Genomic DNA, 15,891 nt, shown 5'->3' on the forward strand with positions numbered 1-15,891 from the left:
AAACTCCGTCCGGAAAGAAATGCGCAACAGAATTTTTTGAAAGTGGTATTCTCTAACCAAGGTTACTTTGACCCGATAGCCAAGGATATAGGATAAATTGTTTTCCGTAGTACGAAATGCCTTGATGCGGTGTACCCAAGATACCGTGGTTACTGTAACCCAAAGGATGACCTATGCCGATAGTTCGGAATATTGAATAGGAGGTTATCTATAACTATGGTATCGTGTAACCTCAGTTACTTGAAATCAGCATAACCGAGTAACATAATCCAAAGGTTGGATTACTATTGAACCAAGAGGTCTGTGTATAACGACATCTGTTGATGTAATGCTCAATGCACTTGTTTCCAAATATCAGTGGATAGTTGATATGATTAACCCAATGCTCAACATTCAGGGATAACGTGGTAAGAAAGCATCGCTTACCAAGACAAAAGGGAGAAAGAGTATTCCTACCTATGGATTCAGAGTAACTGATACCTTGGACGGAGAGGTGCTTTATCATAAATATCAAAGTATAGGAAATCCATAGTATAACATAGTCTAAGTGTCTGAAACCGAAGATAAAAAGTATCTTGAAACGCCATAAAAAGCAATGATATTCCTTTGTTATGTCACTGATTTTCACTATATTTACATATAGAAACAGCCTCTTATAGGCAGTATTATTTACCCTAAAAGTTGAAAGTTATGTTGTTTGAATTACTATTCCTGATATACTTGCTTCCGGTAGTGGTCTTGTTCATCCTACTGCTTAGGTTTGCGCGTTTTATCATTGTCAATGTGTTCAGAGCGGCTATCTGGATTATCAAGAAAACGGTTGTCCTTTTGTGGAAGGGACTGGTCTTGTTTACTGCACTGATAGCTGGCAACATTGTAGCCAACCGCAATCAAACAGATAGGGGTAGGTACTGAAAAAGCCGCACCAATCAAAAAATGACTGATACGGCTATGGGGGGAAGTAGCTAAATTTCCCTTTGGTTAGGGTTAGATTCTGCTACACATCAACTAGAAACCTTTTCCCTTGCTTCTTTCATAAACAACCTCCTTGTTATTGTCACAATTTTCCAGACGGAACTGAACATTACAACCAGTGGGAATGTCCTTTGGCAGTTGCTTTACAAGCTCAGCTATGACTTCATCCACATTACTGAAACCTATATCCGTTAGTTCGCCTACAACTTTGCCTTTGAAATAGGCACGACCATATATCATCATCTTTTTTGTGATACGGAATAGTTTATCTGCCGTAGCTTCTAAATTGCGAGCTTTGCCTTGCTTGCTCTTCTCATCGCTGAAGAATATGAAATCTATAACTTTTGCATTCAGATTCCAAGCCGGAGTGAAGTCCAATTTGACGTAACCTCGCGTTACAGTCATTCCGTGAGTATGATTCATTCCGAAAGCAACTTCATATAGATTAGCATCACAATCGTTTTGGGCAATGGTAGCCCAAGTATGCCGGAAAGTGTAGTAACAATAATAATCCTCTTTCTTCATTCCCATATCCATGCAAATCTTTCGGATGCCGATGTTCACATTAGCATTAAAGCTGTCGGAGTTGCTATAACGCTGATGGAAATTGAAAAGGTATTCATCCCTGCCATCTGAAAGGTACTTGTCAAATGTAGATTGGATGAATGGCTCAACCCGCATTTCAATATAGGCTTCATCACGACGGCTATGTTTCGTTTTAGCTCTCTTGTAGCCAATGATTCCATTCTTATAATCATCCTTTTTAAGTTCATAGATGTCAACGGTATTGATGCCACCCAAACAGAGGGAGAGGAGTGCAACGTCTCTACCAAGTTCAGGCAAAGAAGAGATCATCTTGCTTTGAGGAAGTGGACGATTGAAGAACTCACGACACGCCTCGGCACTGATGGCACGTTGAACAGTTCCATCTGATTTCGGAATTGTGATTTTGAGCCACGGATTAAACTTGATGCGTACAACACCTCTTTCTTCATCGTTATATTCGAGAATAGCTTTTTTGAATATTTGACGAATACAAGTAGGATACATTTCCTTCGCTCTATTTGTCAGTCCCAAACTATCAATCCATCTTTTCAAGACGGCAGATGTGAGGTGATTGAACATTACATTGGTAGTTCCCAAATAACGCTCCAAATGATTTACTGCCAAACGATAGTTCTTTGCATTTCGTTCATGACCTTCTTTAATCATACGATTGATATGCAAAGTGGCATATTCACTGAAACACACGTTATCTTCGACACGAGTAAGGTATTCTATTAGTTCAGAGACAGAATAGTCAGAAATATCCTTCCGATTCACCATGTCGGTATATCTTAGGATTTCTCTGGAACAAAAATCATTCACTACCGCATCTTTGATTTCTCCAGACTTCTGGATTTGCTTATCCGACACGAGCTTGTCAGTCTTAATATAGCCCATTCTGGAACGGTGAACGATGCGAATGTACACCGGGTAAAAGCCATCGGCTCTTTTCTTTCTTACAACTGCTTTAAATGTAGTCATTTATCTTTATTTTTTAGGTGTATGCTTTGGTGTATGCGTCAATGTTCACAAGTGTATACCCAGGTGTATGCGAATACCGTTTATTTGGCTCGATTTCTGTTGCCAAGTGTACGAACCGCTTAAAAACAACTTAGGCTGTAATGCCTGTTTAACAATGCATTACAGCCTAATTCAATAACTAAGTCAGAATAGTGCTTATTCCTCTATTGCAGCCTGAGCGGCCGCCAGTCTGGCAATCGGCACTCTAAATGGAGAACAACTAACGTAGTTCAGACCTACCCGATGACAGAACTTCACAGAAGAAGGCTCACCACCATGTTCACCACAGATACCACATTTCAAATCCGGACGGATAGCACGGCCTTTTTCTGTCGCCATACGTACCAGCTGTCCCACACCATTCTGGTCGAGAACCTGGAACGGGTCTACTTTCAAAATCTTCTTTTCCAGATAAACAGGAAGGAAAGAAGCTATATCATCACGAGAATAACCGAAGGTCATCTGCGTCAAGTCATTTGTACCGAATGAGAAGAACTCGGCAGAAGAAGCAATACGGTCGGCAGTCAAAGCAGCACGCGGGATCTCGATCATTGTACCTACTTTGAAGTCAATACTATCTCCTACTTCCTCAAACAATTTCTTAGCTTCCGAGCGAATCACATTTTCCTGCTCCTTGAATTCATACAAGATACCGGTTAACGGAACCATGATTTCCGGATGAGTTTCCACTCCTTCTTTCTTCAGTTCCAATGCAGCACCCAAAATTGCACGTGTCTGCATTTGAGTAATTTCAGGATAAGTATTACCTAAACGGCAACCACGGTGACCCAACATCGGGTTATGTTCACACAGTGATTCTACACGTTGCTGGATATATTGCAGGCTTACACCCATCGTATCCGCCATTTCCTGCTGTCCCTTCAAATCGTGAGGAACGAACTCATGCAAAGGAGGATCGAGCAAACGAACGGTCACCGGGCAACCAGCCATTGCTTTAAAGATACCTTTAAAGTCTTCTTGTTGATATGGAAGAATCTTAGCCAATGCTTTCCGACGTCCTTCTGCATTTTCCGCCAGGATCATTTCACGCATTGCTTTGATCTTTTCGCCTTCGAAGAACATGTGTTCTGTACGGCAAAGGCCGATACCTACTGCACCGAAGTTACGTGCAACTTCCGCATCATGAGGAGTATCCGCATTGGTACGTACCTGCAAACGAGTATATTTATCAGCCAGTGTCATCAATTCGGCAAAGTCGCCGGAAAGCTCTGCAGCCTTCGTTTCTACCTTACCATTATATACTACACCTGTACTTCCGTTCAAAGAGATATAGTCACCTTCTTTCAGCAATACCCCATCAATCTCTACCGTACGGTTTTTATAATCAATATTCAATGCACCTGCACCCGATACGCAGCATTTACCCATACCACGAGCCACAACAGCCGCGTGAGAAGTCATACCGCCACGAGCCGTAAGAATACCTTCGGCCACTGCCATACCGGCCAAGTCTTCTGGAGAAGTTTCGATACGCACCATCACCACACGTTTACCGGCAGCATGCCATTCGGCAGCGTCATCAGCAAAGAATACGATCTGACCGGTTGCAGCACCCGGAGAAGCCGGAAGACCACGGGTCAACACTTTGGCTTTTTTCAAAGCATCCTTATCGAATACAGGGTGGAGCAATTCATCAAGTTTATTCGGTTCCACGCGCATCAAAGCAGTCTTTTCGTCAATCATACCCTGACGGAGCAAGTCCATAGCAATCTTTACCATGGCAGCACCTGTACGCTTACCGTTACGTGTCTGGAGGAACCAGAGTTTACCTTCCTGTACGGTGAACTCCATGTCCTGCATATCTTTATAATGATTTTCCAGTTTAGTCTGAAGAGCATCCAGTTCTTTATAGATTTCCGGCATTGCTTCTTCCATTGAAGGGAATTTAGCAGCACGAACATCTTCGGTAATGCCAGCCAATACAGCCCAACGTTGAGAACCAATCTTAGTGATCTGCTGTGGAGTACGGATACCTGCCACTACATCTTCACCTTGTGCGTTAATCAGGTATTCACCATTGAAAAGATCTTCGCCTGTACCGGCATCTCGTGAGAAACAAACACCTGTAGCCGATGTATCACCCATATTACCGAACACCATAGCCTGTACATTGACAGCTGTACCCCATTCATCAGGTATACCTTCCATCTTACGATAAAGAATAGCGCGTTCATTCATCCATGAATCAAATACAGCACAGATAGCTCCCCAAAGTTGTTCGTATGCACAAGTCGGGAAATCTTTTCCGGTCTGTTCTTTTACAGCGGCCTTGAATTTCTTTACGAGTTCCTGCAAGTCTTCCACTTTCAACTCGTTATCCAGTTCTACCCCTTTCGCTTTCTTCACCTCTTCGATGATAGCTTCGAACGGGTCAATATCATCTTTATTGGTAGGCTTCATGCCCAACACAACGTCACCGTACATCTGTACAAAACGACGGTAAGAGTCCCATGCAAAACGTGCATTACCCGTTTTACGGATAATACCTTCCACCACTTCATCATTCAATCCGAGGTTCAGGATCGTATCCATCATACCCGGCATAGATGCGCGTGCACCGGAACGTACAGATACCAACAAAGGATTTTCAACATCACCGAATTTAGATTTCATCAACGCTTCCACATGAGCGATCGCTTTTACAACTTCATCTTTCAGCAACTCAACCACTTTATCACGTCCTAACGTATTGTATTCCGTACAAACATCTGTAGTTATTGTGAATCCGGGAGGGACAGGAATTCCGATTAAATTCATTTCAGCAAGGTTGGCTCCCTTACCACCGAGCAAATTCTTCATGTCAGCCTTTCCTTCTGCCTGACCATTACCAAAGGTATAAACTCTTTTTTTATCCATAATATTGTGTTTAAAGTTACATTATGACTTTTTTCTGTTCGCAAATCTAAGGATATTTCGCAAACTTGAAAACTTTTTGCGAAAAAACTTTCTATCAAAATGCAATTTCGACATTACAATCCGGAATATTTCTGTATACCCGAATTTTTTCCAAAAAAAATACCTACTTTTGCAAAGTAATTATTAGACTGGTGTAAAAGTGGCAAGAAAGAAAAAAGAGCTTCCCTTATTGGAGAAGGTAACAATCATGGATGTGGCTGCCGAAGGAAAAGCCATCGCAAAAGTAAACGACCTGGTGATTTTTGTTCCCTATGTAGTGCCGGGTGATGTTGTAGACCTGCAAATCAAGCGTAAAAAGAATAAATATGCCGAAGCTGAAGCGGTGAAGTTTCACGAGCTGTCGCCCAATCGCGCTGTTCCTTTCTGCCAACATTATGGCGTATGCGGTGGCTGCAAGTGGCAAGTGCTCCCCTATTCAGAGCAGATCAGATATAAGCAAAAGCAAGTGGAAGATAATTTGAGACGTATCGGAAAGATCGAACTTCCCGAGATTTCTCCGATTCTCGGTTCTGACAAAACGGAGTTTTACAGAAACAAACTGGAATTCACCTTTTCAAATAAGCGCTGGTTGACAAACGAGGAAGTTCGTCAGGACGTGAAATACGATCAGATGAATGCGGTAGGTTTCCACATTCCGGGAGCATTCGACAAAGTACTGGCTATTGAGAAATGCTGGTTGCAGGATGATATATCCAACCGCATCCGGAACGCAGTACGTGACTACGCTTACGAACACGATTATTCTTTCATCAATCTGCGCACACAGGAAGGTATGCTGCGGAATATGATTATACGCACATCTTCCACAGGGGAACTGATGGTAATCGTCATTTGCAAGATTACAGAAGATCACGAAATGGAACTGTTCAAGCAATTACTCCAATTCGTAGCGGACTCTTTCCCCGAAATCACTTCGCTTCTATACATTATTAATAATAAGTGCAACGATACCATCAACGATTTGGACGTTCACGTATTTAAAGGGAAAGACCACATCTTTGAAGAAATGGAAGGCTTGCGTTTCAAGGTCGGCCCGAAATCATTCTATCAGACTAACTCGGAACAGGCTTATAATTTATATAAGATAGCCCGTAACTTTGCCGGATTAACAGGAAACGAACTGGTATATGACCTTTATACAGGAACAGGAACAATTGCCAATTTCGTTTCACGCCAAGCCCGCCAGGTGATCGGTATTGAATACGTGCCGGAAGCTATTGAAGACGCAAAGGTGAATGCAGAAATCAATGATATCAAGAACGCAATTTTTTATGCCGGTGATATGAAAGATATGCTGACGCAGGATTTCATCAATCAGCATGGGCGCCCCGACGTAATCATCACAGACCCTCCCCGTGCCGGTATGCACCAGGATGTGATTGATGTCATTTTGTTTGCGGAACCGAAACGAATTGTATATGTTAGTTGTAATCCTGCTACTCAAGCGCGGGATCTGCAATTACTGAATGAAAAGTATAAGGTGAAGGCTGTTCAGCCCGTAGATATGTTCCCTCACACTCATCACGTAGAAAATGTGGTGTTGCTGAAACTTCGATAAAGAGTTCACCACAGATTACACAGATTAGCACAGATTATAATAATCAGTAATAAAAATCTGTGTTAATCTGTGTAATCTGTGGTGAAAAATAAATTCTCAAAAGAAAAAAGAAATGAAAAAAAGACCTAGAAGAACTCCTGCTGAAAAAGCACGTGCTCAATATACCAATTATGCAGTCAAAGAGCCCATGGAATTAATGGAGTTCCTGGCTGCCAAGATGCCGGATGCAAGTCGCACGAAATTAAAATCGTTGTTAAGCAAGCGGGTCGTGTTTGTTGATAATGTGATAACCACGCAATTCAACTTTCCCCTTGAAGCAGGCATGAAAGTGAAAATTAGCAAGCAAAAGGGAAAGAAAGAATTTAATAACAGATTGCTGAAGATTGTATATGAAGACGCCTATATCATTGTCGTCGAAAAGATGCAGGGACTTCTATCCGTCAATACGGAGCGTCAGAAAGAGCGCACTGCCTACACGATACTGAATGAATATGTGCAACGCTCCGGACGTCAATTCCGTGTGTTTATCGTTCACCGCTTAGATAGAGATACTTCCGGTCTGATGATGTTTGCCAAAGATGAAAAAACGCAGCGGACACTACGCGACAACTGGCATGAGATAGTGACCGACCGCCGATATGTAGCCGTAGTGGAAGGTAGTATGGAAAAAGACTATGATACGGTCGTTTCCTGGCTGACTGATAAAACGCTTTACGTAAGTTCCAGTGAATATGATGACGGTGGATCAAAATCTATTACCCACTATAAGACAATCAAACGCGCTAACGGATATTCTCTGTTGGAACTCGATTTGGAAACTGGCCGAAAGAATCAGATTCGTGTACACATGCAGGATTTAGGCCATCCTATTATCGGCGACGGAAGATATGGAAGAGAAGATTCTCCCAACCCTATCGGACGATTGGCACTCCATGCCTTCAAACTTTGTTTCTATCATCCGGTAACGGGAGATTTAATGGAGTTCGAGACGCCTTATCCGGCGGAATTTAAGAAGTTGTTTTTGAAAAAATAAATTCCTATATTCAAAAAACAAAGCCAGAATCATGATTGACTCTGGCTTTATTTTTAATCTTTATCACTGTTTTATTGACGACGCATATAGAATGGCTGTCCATCTATTCTATCCCTAAAATCCCGCCAATTATTATACCATGTTCCACTAAAGGTTCTATCGGTAGCTTCCGCACCCCAAATATAGGCATAAGTGCCATCACCATAAAAATATAATTCCATTGAATTATATCCTCCATCAATCCATCTCCACTCAAAAACCAAATAATTCGGATCACCGGCAGAACCAATTGTTCCTTGATTTCTCGCGTTAAAAGTCATAAGCGTACCTCTTCCCCAGGTATATGCCCCGAAATCAATCTCTTCATTCGTATACCACTCACCAGGCAGATTAAATTCTGTCTCGTCTTCACTTTCACACGAAGTAAAGCCAACCAATAAAGTCAGCATCATCAAGATACCCGCATATTTCTTTATCATTTCCATAATTCTCTAGTTTATTGCGTTTATTAATACAAAATTAGCGTTTTTTATTTACTATACATTACAAGCCACAAGTTTTTTGTACCTTTGCAAAGATAATATTAAAATTTCCACATGAAACTTCTTTGGCTTGATTTAAATAGTTCGTACGCTCATTCTTCGTTGGCATTACCTGCCTTACATGCCCAAATAGCAAATAATACAGACATTGAATGGTGTACGGTTTCCGCCACGATCAATGAAAACACCGGCAGTGTCGTCAATCAAATCTACCGCCATCAACCGGATATCATTGCAGCTACCAATTGGCTATTCAATCATGAGCAACTCCTGCACATCGTTTCACGCGCAAAAGCATTACTACCTCACTGCTGTGTTATACTCGGAGGTCCCGAGTTTTTAGGAGATAATGAAGCTTTCTTATATAAGAACAAATTTGTAAGCGGAGTGTTTCGCGGAGAAGGCGAAGAAGTATTTCCATTATGGTTAAAAGTGTGGAATCAGCCAAGAAAGGAATGGAAATCAATCACAGGACTTTGTTACCTGAATGAATCAGGAGAATATCAGGACAACGGACTTGCCCGTGTCATGAACTTTTCTGAATTGGTTCCTCCCGAAAAAAGCCGTTTCTTCAATTGGAGCAAACCATTTGTGCAGTTAGAAACTACCCGGGGATGTTTTAACACCTGTGCTTTTTGTGTCAGTGGAGGTGAAAAGCCAGTTCGTACCTTATCTCTCGAAGCAATCAAAGAACGTCTCGACGTGATACACGAACACGGAATCAAAAACGTGCGAGTACTGGATCGTACTTTCAATTACAATAATAAACGGGCAAAAGAGCTATTAAACTTATTCCGCGAATACCCGGACATCTGTTTCCATCTGGAAATTCATCCGGCACTACTTTCCGATGAACTCAAACAGGAATTAGCCACTCTGCCTAAAGGTCTGCTGCACCTGGAAGCCGGTATCCAAAGCCTTCGGGAAAACGTGCTTGAACAAAGTCGAAGAATAGGAAAACTCTCCAATGCTTTGGCCGGACTCCATTATCTATGTTCACTTGAAAACATGGAAACTCATGCCGACTTGATAGCCGGACTCCCACTCTACCATCTATCAGAGATTTTCGACGACGTCCGTACCTTAACCGAGTATGGCGCAGGAGAAATCCAACTGGAATCCCTGAAATTACTTCCGGGCACCGAAATGCGAAGAAGAGCGGACGAGTTAGGTATACAGTACTCTCCACTTCCTCCATACGAAGTACTCCAAACCCGTGAAATCACGGTAGATGAATTACAAACAGCCCATTATATGTCCCGCCTGTTAGACGGTTTCTATAACACTCCTACCTGGCGAAATATCACCCGTATACTAATTTTGGAGAACCCCCATTTTATACATGACCTACTCGACCATCTGGTCCGGACAGATGTCATCGACACTCCTCTTAGTCTGGAAAGAAGAGGATTAATCCTTTATGATTTCTGCAAGAATCATTATCCCGACTACCTGACACAAGTCAGTATTGCATGGATAGAAGCAGGTATGTCATTAAAAAAAGCTCCGGCAGAAAAAGTAAGAACCAAAAGACAGTTACCTCCTGAAAGTTGGGAAGTAGTATACGGTGCATACCGTGAAAATCTACGACTATGTTTCCTCCCTGTCGATGAAGAAGGACATGGCTACTGGTTTGGCTTTGAATCGGAAATTCAGAAGATACAACCCGTTTTCAAAGCTAGAACACTATCATAAACAAAAGAAAAGTATTCCCATATTATGTGAAATAATTACTATTCACTAATCGTTCAAAGCAGCATATCCTGTTTTTCACCGTCCATACAATAAACTTTACTAGCACAGTGTATGGACATTCGGAAATATCAATTGAATATTCTTTGTTTATTATTGTTCCCCTTATCCGCAGCAGGGCAAGAATGGAGCAAACAGGACTCATTGAGACTTCAGCAAATGTTGGAATCCGATCAGGAAATCAAGATAAACAGAAAGCTGATCGAAAAAGTAGAGCAAAAAATGTACTCTCGAAAACCATTTGTAGATTTTGATCCCACACTACCCACTTTAAAATCTTCCACAATCTTTTCGAAACCTTCTATTCACACATACAAGATGTTCCAAAAGCCAGGTTCCACCTTTTTACCCACTTATTCCTGGCTAAGAATAAACAAGAATCTTATTCTGCATAGTAAAAGCGACTTTGCAGAAAATTCCAATCATTTCCATATCCAAAGCCAAATGGAATATAAATTATCCTCCAGATGGTCTCTCGACATATATGGTTCACAAAACCTCGATACCCGAAGATACCGAGGGCTTCCCTCCGAAGTGGAACCAACCAAATTGGGAAGTAATGTCGTTTTCAAAATAAATAAAAACTGGAAAATCAAAACAGGGATGCAATACCAATATAATGCTATACGAAAAAGATGGGAATGGATACCTCAAGTTAGTGTTTCATACGAATGGTAAATCCTATTGATAATTGAGGATCGAAAAGTTTTAGAAAACAAGAAAGCATATTTTCCATTTATTCTCGTACCTTTGTCATACGATTAAATATGCTATCATAATGAAGAACTTTATCAAGGGATTCCGGTTTACTCCCTCCAATTATCCGGCCGAAGTAGAAGCAAAAATACAGAAATACAGGAAACAAGGTTACAAACTTCCTCCCCGTAAAGTACTCCGTACTCCCGAACAACTAGAAGGTATTCGGGAAAGTGCCAAAATCAATACTGCACTGTTGGACTATATTTCAGAAAATATTCGCGAAGGAATGTCTACTGAAGAGATTGATGTATTAGTATATGATTTCACCACCAGCCACGGCGCTATCCCTGCCCCACTCAACTACGAAGGATTTCCCAAAAGCGTCTGCACAAGTATCAACGAAGTTGTGTGCCACGGAATACCTAATAAAAATGAGATTCTGAAAAGCGGAGACATTATCAATGTGGACGTTTCTACCATTTACAAAGGATATTTCTCCGATGCATCCCGTATGTTTATGATTGGCGATGTCAATCCTGACATGCAAAGATTAGTACAAGTCACCAAAGAGTGCATGGAAATAGGTATTGCCGCCGCACAACCCTGGAAACAACTGGGTGATGTAGGCGCCGCCATCCAAGAACATGCAGAAAAGAACGGTTTCAGCGTGGTTCGTGATCTCTGCGGACATGGCGTAGGGATGCAATTCCATGAGGAACCGGACGTAGAGCATTTCGGCCGACGGGGTACGGGCATGATGATCGTACCGGGAATGACCTTTACCATCGAACCCATGATTAACATGGGAACCTACGAAGTCTTTATAGATGATGCCGACGGATGGACTGTCTGCACCGACGACGGACTACCTTCCGCCCAATGGGAAAACATGATTCTGATTACTGAAAACGGAAACGAAATTCTTACTTATTAATGGAATTAATTTTACTTATCGTTATTGCCGCATTAGTGATAGTCTTACTAATACTGTCACTTACAAAAGGTAATAATCAAACGCAAGCGGAACAACTGCAAACAGCTTTGCGCCAACAAATGCAGGAGAATCGCGAAGAACTGAATCGCAGCATCCGGGAACTCCGCCTGGAGATGACTCAAACGCTGAATCAGAATATGCAGCAATTGCAAGACGTATTGCACAAAAATATGTTGACTAACGGAGAGCTGCAGCGTCAGAAATTCGATATGATGGCCCGTCAACAGGAATCATTGATTAAATTGACCGAAAAGAGGTTGGATGACATGAGGACAATGGTGGAAGAAAAATTGCAAAAGACATTGAACGAACGCATTGGCCAATCATTTGAAATTGTCCGCTCACAACTTGAGAATGTGCAGAAAGGACTAGGCGAAATGAAATCTCTGGCTCAAGACGTAGGCGGATTAAAGAAGGTGTTGAGCAATGTAAAAATGCGTGGCACATTCGGCGAAGTTCAGTTAGGAGCATTATTAGAGCAGATGATGAGTCCGGAACAATACGACGCTAATGTAAAAACCAAGAAAAGCGGAACCGAATTCGTTGAGTTTGCAATCAAACTTCCGGGAAAGGATGATGCGAACAGCACCGTCTATCTGCCTATCGACGCTAAATTTCCCAAAGATGTGTACGAACAATATTATGATGCTTTTGAAGCAGGAGATACTGCATTGATAGAATCGTCCGGCAAGCAATTGGAAACAACCATCAAAAAAATGGCAAAAGACATTCACGACAAATATGTAGATCCTCCTTTTACCACAGACTTCGCCATTATGTTTCTGCCTTTTGAAAGCATTTATGCCGAAGTAATCCGAAGAACAAGTCTGGTAGAAACTCTACAAAAAGATTACAAAATAGTTGTCACAGGACCTACTACACTAGGGGCTATCCTAAATAGCCTGCAAATGGGATTCCGCACGTTAGCTATTCAAAAGCGAACGGGAGAGGTTTGGACGGTATTAGGAGCTGTAAAAACAGAATTCAGCAAATTCGGAGGACTACTCGAAAAAGTACAGAAAAACCTTCAAAATGCCGGCGACCAACTAGAAGAAGTAATGGGTAAGCGGACTCGCGCTATCGAACGAAAACTCCGCCAAGTTGAACAATTGCCACATGAAGAAAGCATGAAAATTCTTCCGATAGATGATGGAGACGATGAATCGACAGATTAAAGCGAAATCCGAAGTACGACATATCCCAGTAAGCCGGAAAGTACGGTTCCGGTCAATACACCAAATTTGGCCTGATTCAATAATACAGGATAGTCTACCCCAAAAGAAAGATTAGCGATAAAGAGTGATACAGTAAAGCCAATACCTCCCAACAATGCAACTCCGGAAAGATTCTTCCAGGTCATCCCTAAAGGCATGGGAGTCAATCTTATTTTTATAGCCAGCCAGGTAAAGAAATATATTCCAATAAATTTTCCCAGTAACAGACCGGCAGCAACAGCAATACTGACAGCTCCCACTAATTCGCCTCCCCCACTAAACACAACGCCGGCATTGACAAATGCAAAAAGAGGAAGAATCAAATAATTGACTGTTCCATGCAAATTATCTTCTAATGACTGCAACGGACTAATTACACGGTCGGAAGCCGATTCGACCTCTTTCAACTTGGCTATTTGCTCATTAGTCAGCACAATGCTTTCAGATTGCATTGCCGGAAAATCGGCAATGGTATGACGAATTTTTTCGATGTACTTCCCTACATTCAGACGAGGTTTAGCGGGAATAACAAAAGCAAGAATAACTCCCGAAATAGTGCTATGAATACCGGATTGCAAAAATAAATACCAGATAATCACCCCAATCACCAAGAAGAATACCTTATTTGTCGTTCCATACTTTCCTATAAAATAAAGTAAAATATAAAAGAGTATAGCTACCAAAAGATAGCCATAGGCAACATGTGAACTATAAAAAAGAGCGATCACCAAAATTCCCCCAATATCATCGACTACCGCAAAAGCAGTCAAAAAAATCTTCAAACTCAACGGCACACGGCTGCCTAATAAGCTCAACACCCCCAATGAAAAAGCAATATCCGTAGCCATAGGAATGGCGAGTCCATGTCCGCCTTCACTACCCGGAACACAAATAAGCGAATAGATCATCACAGGCAACAACATCCCACCACAAGCGGCAATGAAAGGCAACGCCGCCTTACGGAAAGAGGAAAGCTCACCTACCAATAGCTCACGTTTGATTTCCAGTCCAACCAATAAAAAGAAAATCGTCATCAAACCATCATTGATAAACTCAATCATTCGCAGATTTTCCCCACCATGCGAAAGCAAATTAAAATTTCCTATCTGTAAATGAAGTTCATGCGACAAAAATTCCTGATATACCGGAGCCACAGAAGAGTTCGCAATAATGGCTGCCGAGATAGCAGCCAGGAATAAAAGAATACTCGCCGTGATATTCATAGACGAGAAGTTCCGCATAGTCCGCAAAATAGTCATAACGAAATGTTTTTATAATATTAGTTTTGCAATATACAGAATTTTCTAATTAGTATAACTCCTTAAAGCAAGATTTTTGACCCAAAGTACAAAAATTCCTGTCAAAATCAGATTCAGTACCAAGGTAAGCACAGAAATTACCAATGCCGGCCCACCCAAGTTATACCCTAACGCTATGAAAATAATTCCGGCTCCTACCTCACCACGGGTAAACATACCGATAGAAAGAGCCAGTCGCTCGCTTAATTTCCGGTCACGGTAAAAGAACATCGGGCAAAGCTTTCCTATATTCGACAATAAAGAGACAATCACTACATGAAACATAATCATCCCCCACGACATCATCTCCTGCGAACCGGTGACGGAATAAGCACCTGCATGAGTCTCCGCAAAGTTCACACCAATAAAATGCGGCATACTCATCCCCACCAGGAACATGAAGAAAAATGAGATTCCGGTAGACACCTTTCGTTCCACGGGCGTGTCATGTTCCTTATGTTTCATAATCATACCCAGCACAAATGCAGGCAGCAGGACTTCAATATGAATACTTCCCTCCTCCCCATACAATTCCTTACTACCGAGATAAAGAATTTGAGTAGCCAAAAATATGATTATTGAATAAAAGAGGATAGCCTTCCAATCCTGACGCCAATCGTACTTATTCAGCCTTTGCCAGCCGATCGATAATAACAGGAACACAATCACTACCACAATAATCAACTGCCAGCGTAGCCCGATCATCATAATCTGAAGAGGAATCATCAAAAGAATCGTATCCAAATCGTCAAAAATAGCCAACACCTGTATCTTCTTATAAATCCAACTGGACTTTAACCCGATAGCCGCCAACATTGTAAACAAAATACCGGCTGATGTCGGTGCGGCAAAACGGCTCAATAGTAAGTTCTCCTTCCAGGCTTCCCAACTATTCCAAAAATCGGGTGGAAGCAATACAAACACATAATAAATGGCAATCATAAACCACGGCAAAGCAGCCGTAGCCATGGCAATAAAATAATCCTGGGCGTAACTTTTCCATCGTGTCTTATCAAGAACGAATTCACGGCCTACATTAATCATTATAAAACTAAGGCATACATAGAGCAATACATTCGATATGTATTTAACAGCTCCATAGCCATCCCCTGCCATCATCGGCAAGAATTGCGAAACGACGAGCCCCAACATCAGGAAGCCCGAAAAAGACAGAACTTTTCTCATATTTATAGTTGTTTGTTCCTAAAAAGTGATTGCCAAGGAAAGCTCTGCAGACAGAAGGCAATCACCTGGTGTATTAAAAACTAACCGCAAGTCAATTTGTTCAGAACATATCTCTGAAAAATTGCTTGCGGCAGTGTT

At 41.7% G+C, this 15,891-nt stretch carries 12 protein-coding genes; 7 read left to right on the plus strand and 5 right to left on the minus strand.

The genetic code is table 11. The annotated features are described in order from the left end of the window. Positions 1–690: 690 nt before the first annotated feature. Complete coding sequence (locus INE92_RS08270; protein ID WP_211454324.1) at positions 691–915, plus strand: hypothetical protein; 225 nt, start codon at positions 691–693, stop codon at positions 913–915. Positions 916–1,008: 93 nt separating this feature from the next. Here the strand turns inward: INE92_RS08270 and INE92_RS08275 are convergent, their stop codons facing one another. Together INE92_RS08275 and ppdK are read right to left on the minus strand one after the other, a co-directional pair. After that, the gene (locus INE92_RS08275) at positions 1,009–2,502 is read right to left on the minus strand and encodes a tyrosine-type recombinase/integrase (RefSeq protein ID WP_211454322.1); all 1,494 of its coding nucleotides are present in this window, start codon (positions 2,500–2,502) and stop codon (positions 1,009–1,011) included. A gap of 195 nt (positions 2,503–2,697) precedes the next feature. Next, the gene (ppdK, locus tag INE92_RS08280) at positions 2,698–5,418 is read right to left on the minus strand and encodes a pyruvate, phosphate dikinase (protein ID WP_203462555.1); all 2,721 of its coding nucleotides are present in this window, start codon (positions 5,416–5,418) and stop codon (positions 2,698–2,700) included. A gap of 247 nt (positions 5,419–5,665) precedes the next feature. On the opposite strand from ppdK, the gene rlmD reads away from it, so the two are divergent. Both rlmD and INE92_RS08290 read left to right on the plus strand, forming a co-directional pair. After that, positions 5,666–7,036, plus strand: a complete 1,371-nt coding sequence (gene rlmD, locus INE92_RS08285) for a 23S rRNA (uracil(1939)-C(5))-methyltransferase RlmD (RefSeq protein ID WP_229037639.1) — start codon at positions 5,666–5,668, stop codon at positions 7,034–7,036. Positions 7,037–7,148: 112 nt separating this feature from the next. Further along, a complete protein-coding gene (locus tag INE92_RS08290) occupies positions 7,149–8,069 on the plus strand; it encodes an RluA family pseudouridine synthase (RefSeq protein ID WP_004312314.1) in 921 nt (306 codons plus the stop codon). A 71-nt stretch (positions 8,070–8,140) separates the two neighbouring features. Here the strand turns inward: INE92_RS08290 and INE92_RS08295 are convergent, their stop codons facing one another. Then, positions 8,141–8,554 (minus strand): hypothetical protein, encoded by a 414-nt coding sequence (locus tag INE92_RS08295; protein WP_008643698.1) that lies wholly within the window; start codon positions 8,552–8,554, stop codon positions 8,141–8,143. 111 nt (positions 8,555–8,665) lie between these two features. Here INE92_RS08295 and INE92_RS08300 point away from each other — a divergent pair, with 111 nt between their 5' ends. The 4 genes from INE92_RS08300 (at position 8,666) to INE92_RS08315 (ending at position 13,231) form a co-directional block, all read left to right on the plus strand. Further along, on the plus strand, positions 8,666–10,306 hold the full coding sequence (locus tag INE92_RS08300; protein ID WP_004312791.1) for a B12-binding domain-containing radical SAM protein: 1,641 nt from the start codon (positions 8,666–8,668) through the stop codon (positions 10,304–10,306). Positions 10,307–10,417: 111 nt separating this feature from the next. Continuing rightward, positions 10,418–11,041, plus strand: a complete 624-nt coding sequence (locus INE92_RS08305; protein WP_004312789.1) for a DUF4858 domain-containing protein — start codon at positions 10,418–10,420, stop codon at positions 11,039–11,041. 100 nt (positions 11,042–11,141) lie between these two features. Next, positions 11,142–11,996, plus strand: coding sequence for a type I methionyl aminopeptidase (map, locus tag INE92_RS08310; protein WP_004312787.1), 855 nt, complete (start codon positions 11,142–11,144; stop codon positions 11,994–11,996). Then, positions 11,996–13,231 (plus strand): DNA recombination protein RmuC, encoded by a 1,236-nt coding sequence (locus tag INE92_RS08315; RefSeq protein ID WP_195436474.1) that lies wholly within the window; start codon positions 11,996–11,998, stop codon positions 13,229–13,231. The genes map and INE92_RS08315 overlap by 1 nt, the downstream gene beginning before the upstream one ends. On the opposite strand, the gene nhaA is transcribed toward INE92_RS08315, so the two are convergent. Next, complete coding sequence (nhaA, locus tag INE92_RS08320; protein ID WP_004312783.1) at positions 13,228–14,529, minus strand: Na+/H+ antiporter NhaA; 1,302 nt, start codon at positions 14,527–14,529, stop codon at positions 13,228–13,230. The two genes, INE92_RS08315 and nhaA, sit on opposite strands and share 4 nt — an antisense overlap. 45 nt (positions 14,530–14,574) lie before the next feature. Continuing rightward, positions 14,575–15,753, minus strand: a complete 1,179-nt coding sequence (locus INE92_RS08325) for a hypothetical protein (RefSeq protein WP_008643708.1) — start codon at positions 15,751–15,753, stop codon at positions 14,575–14,577. Positions 15,754–15,891: the final 138 nt, after the last annotated feature.

Source organism: Bacteroides xylanisolvens (assembly GCF_018289135.1).
Lineage (GTDB): Bacteria > Bacteroidota > Bacteroidia > Bacteroidales > Bacteroidaceae > Bacteroides > Bacteroides xylanisolvens.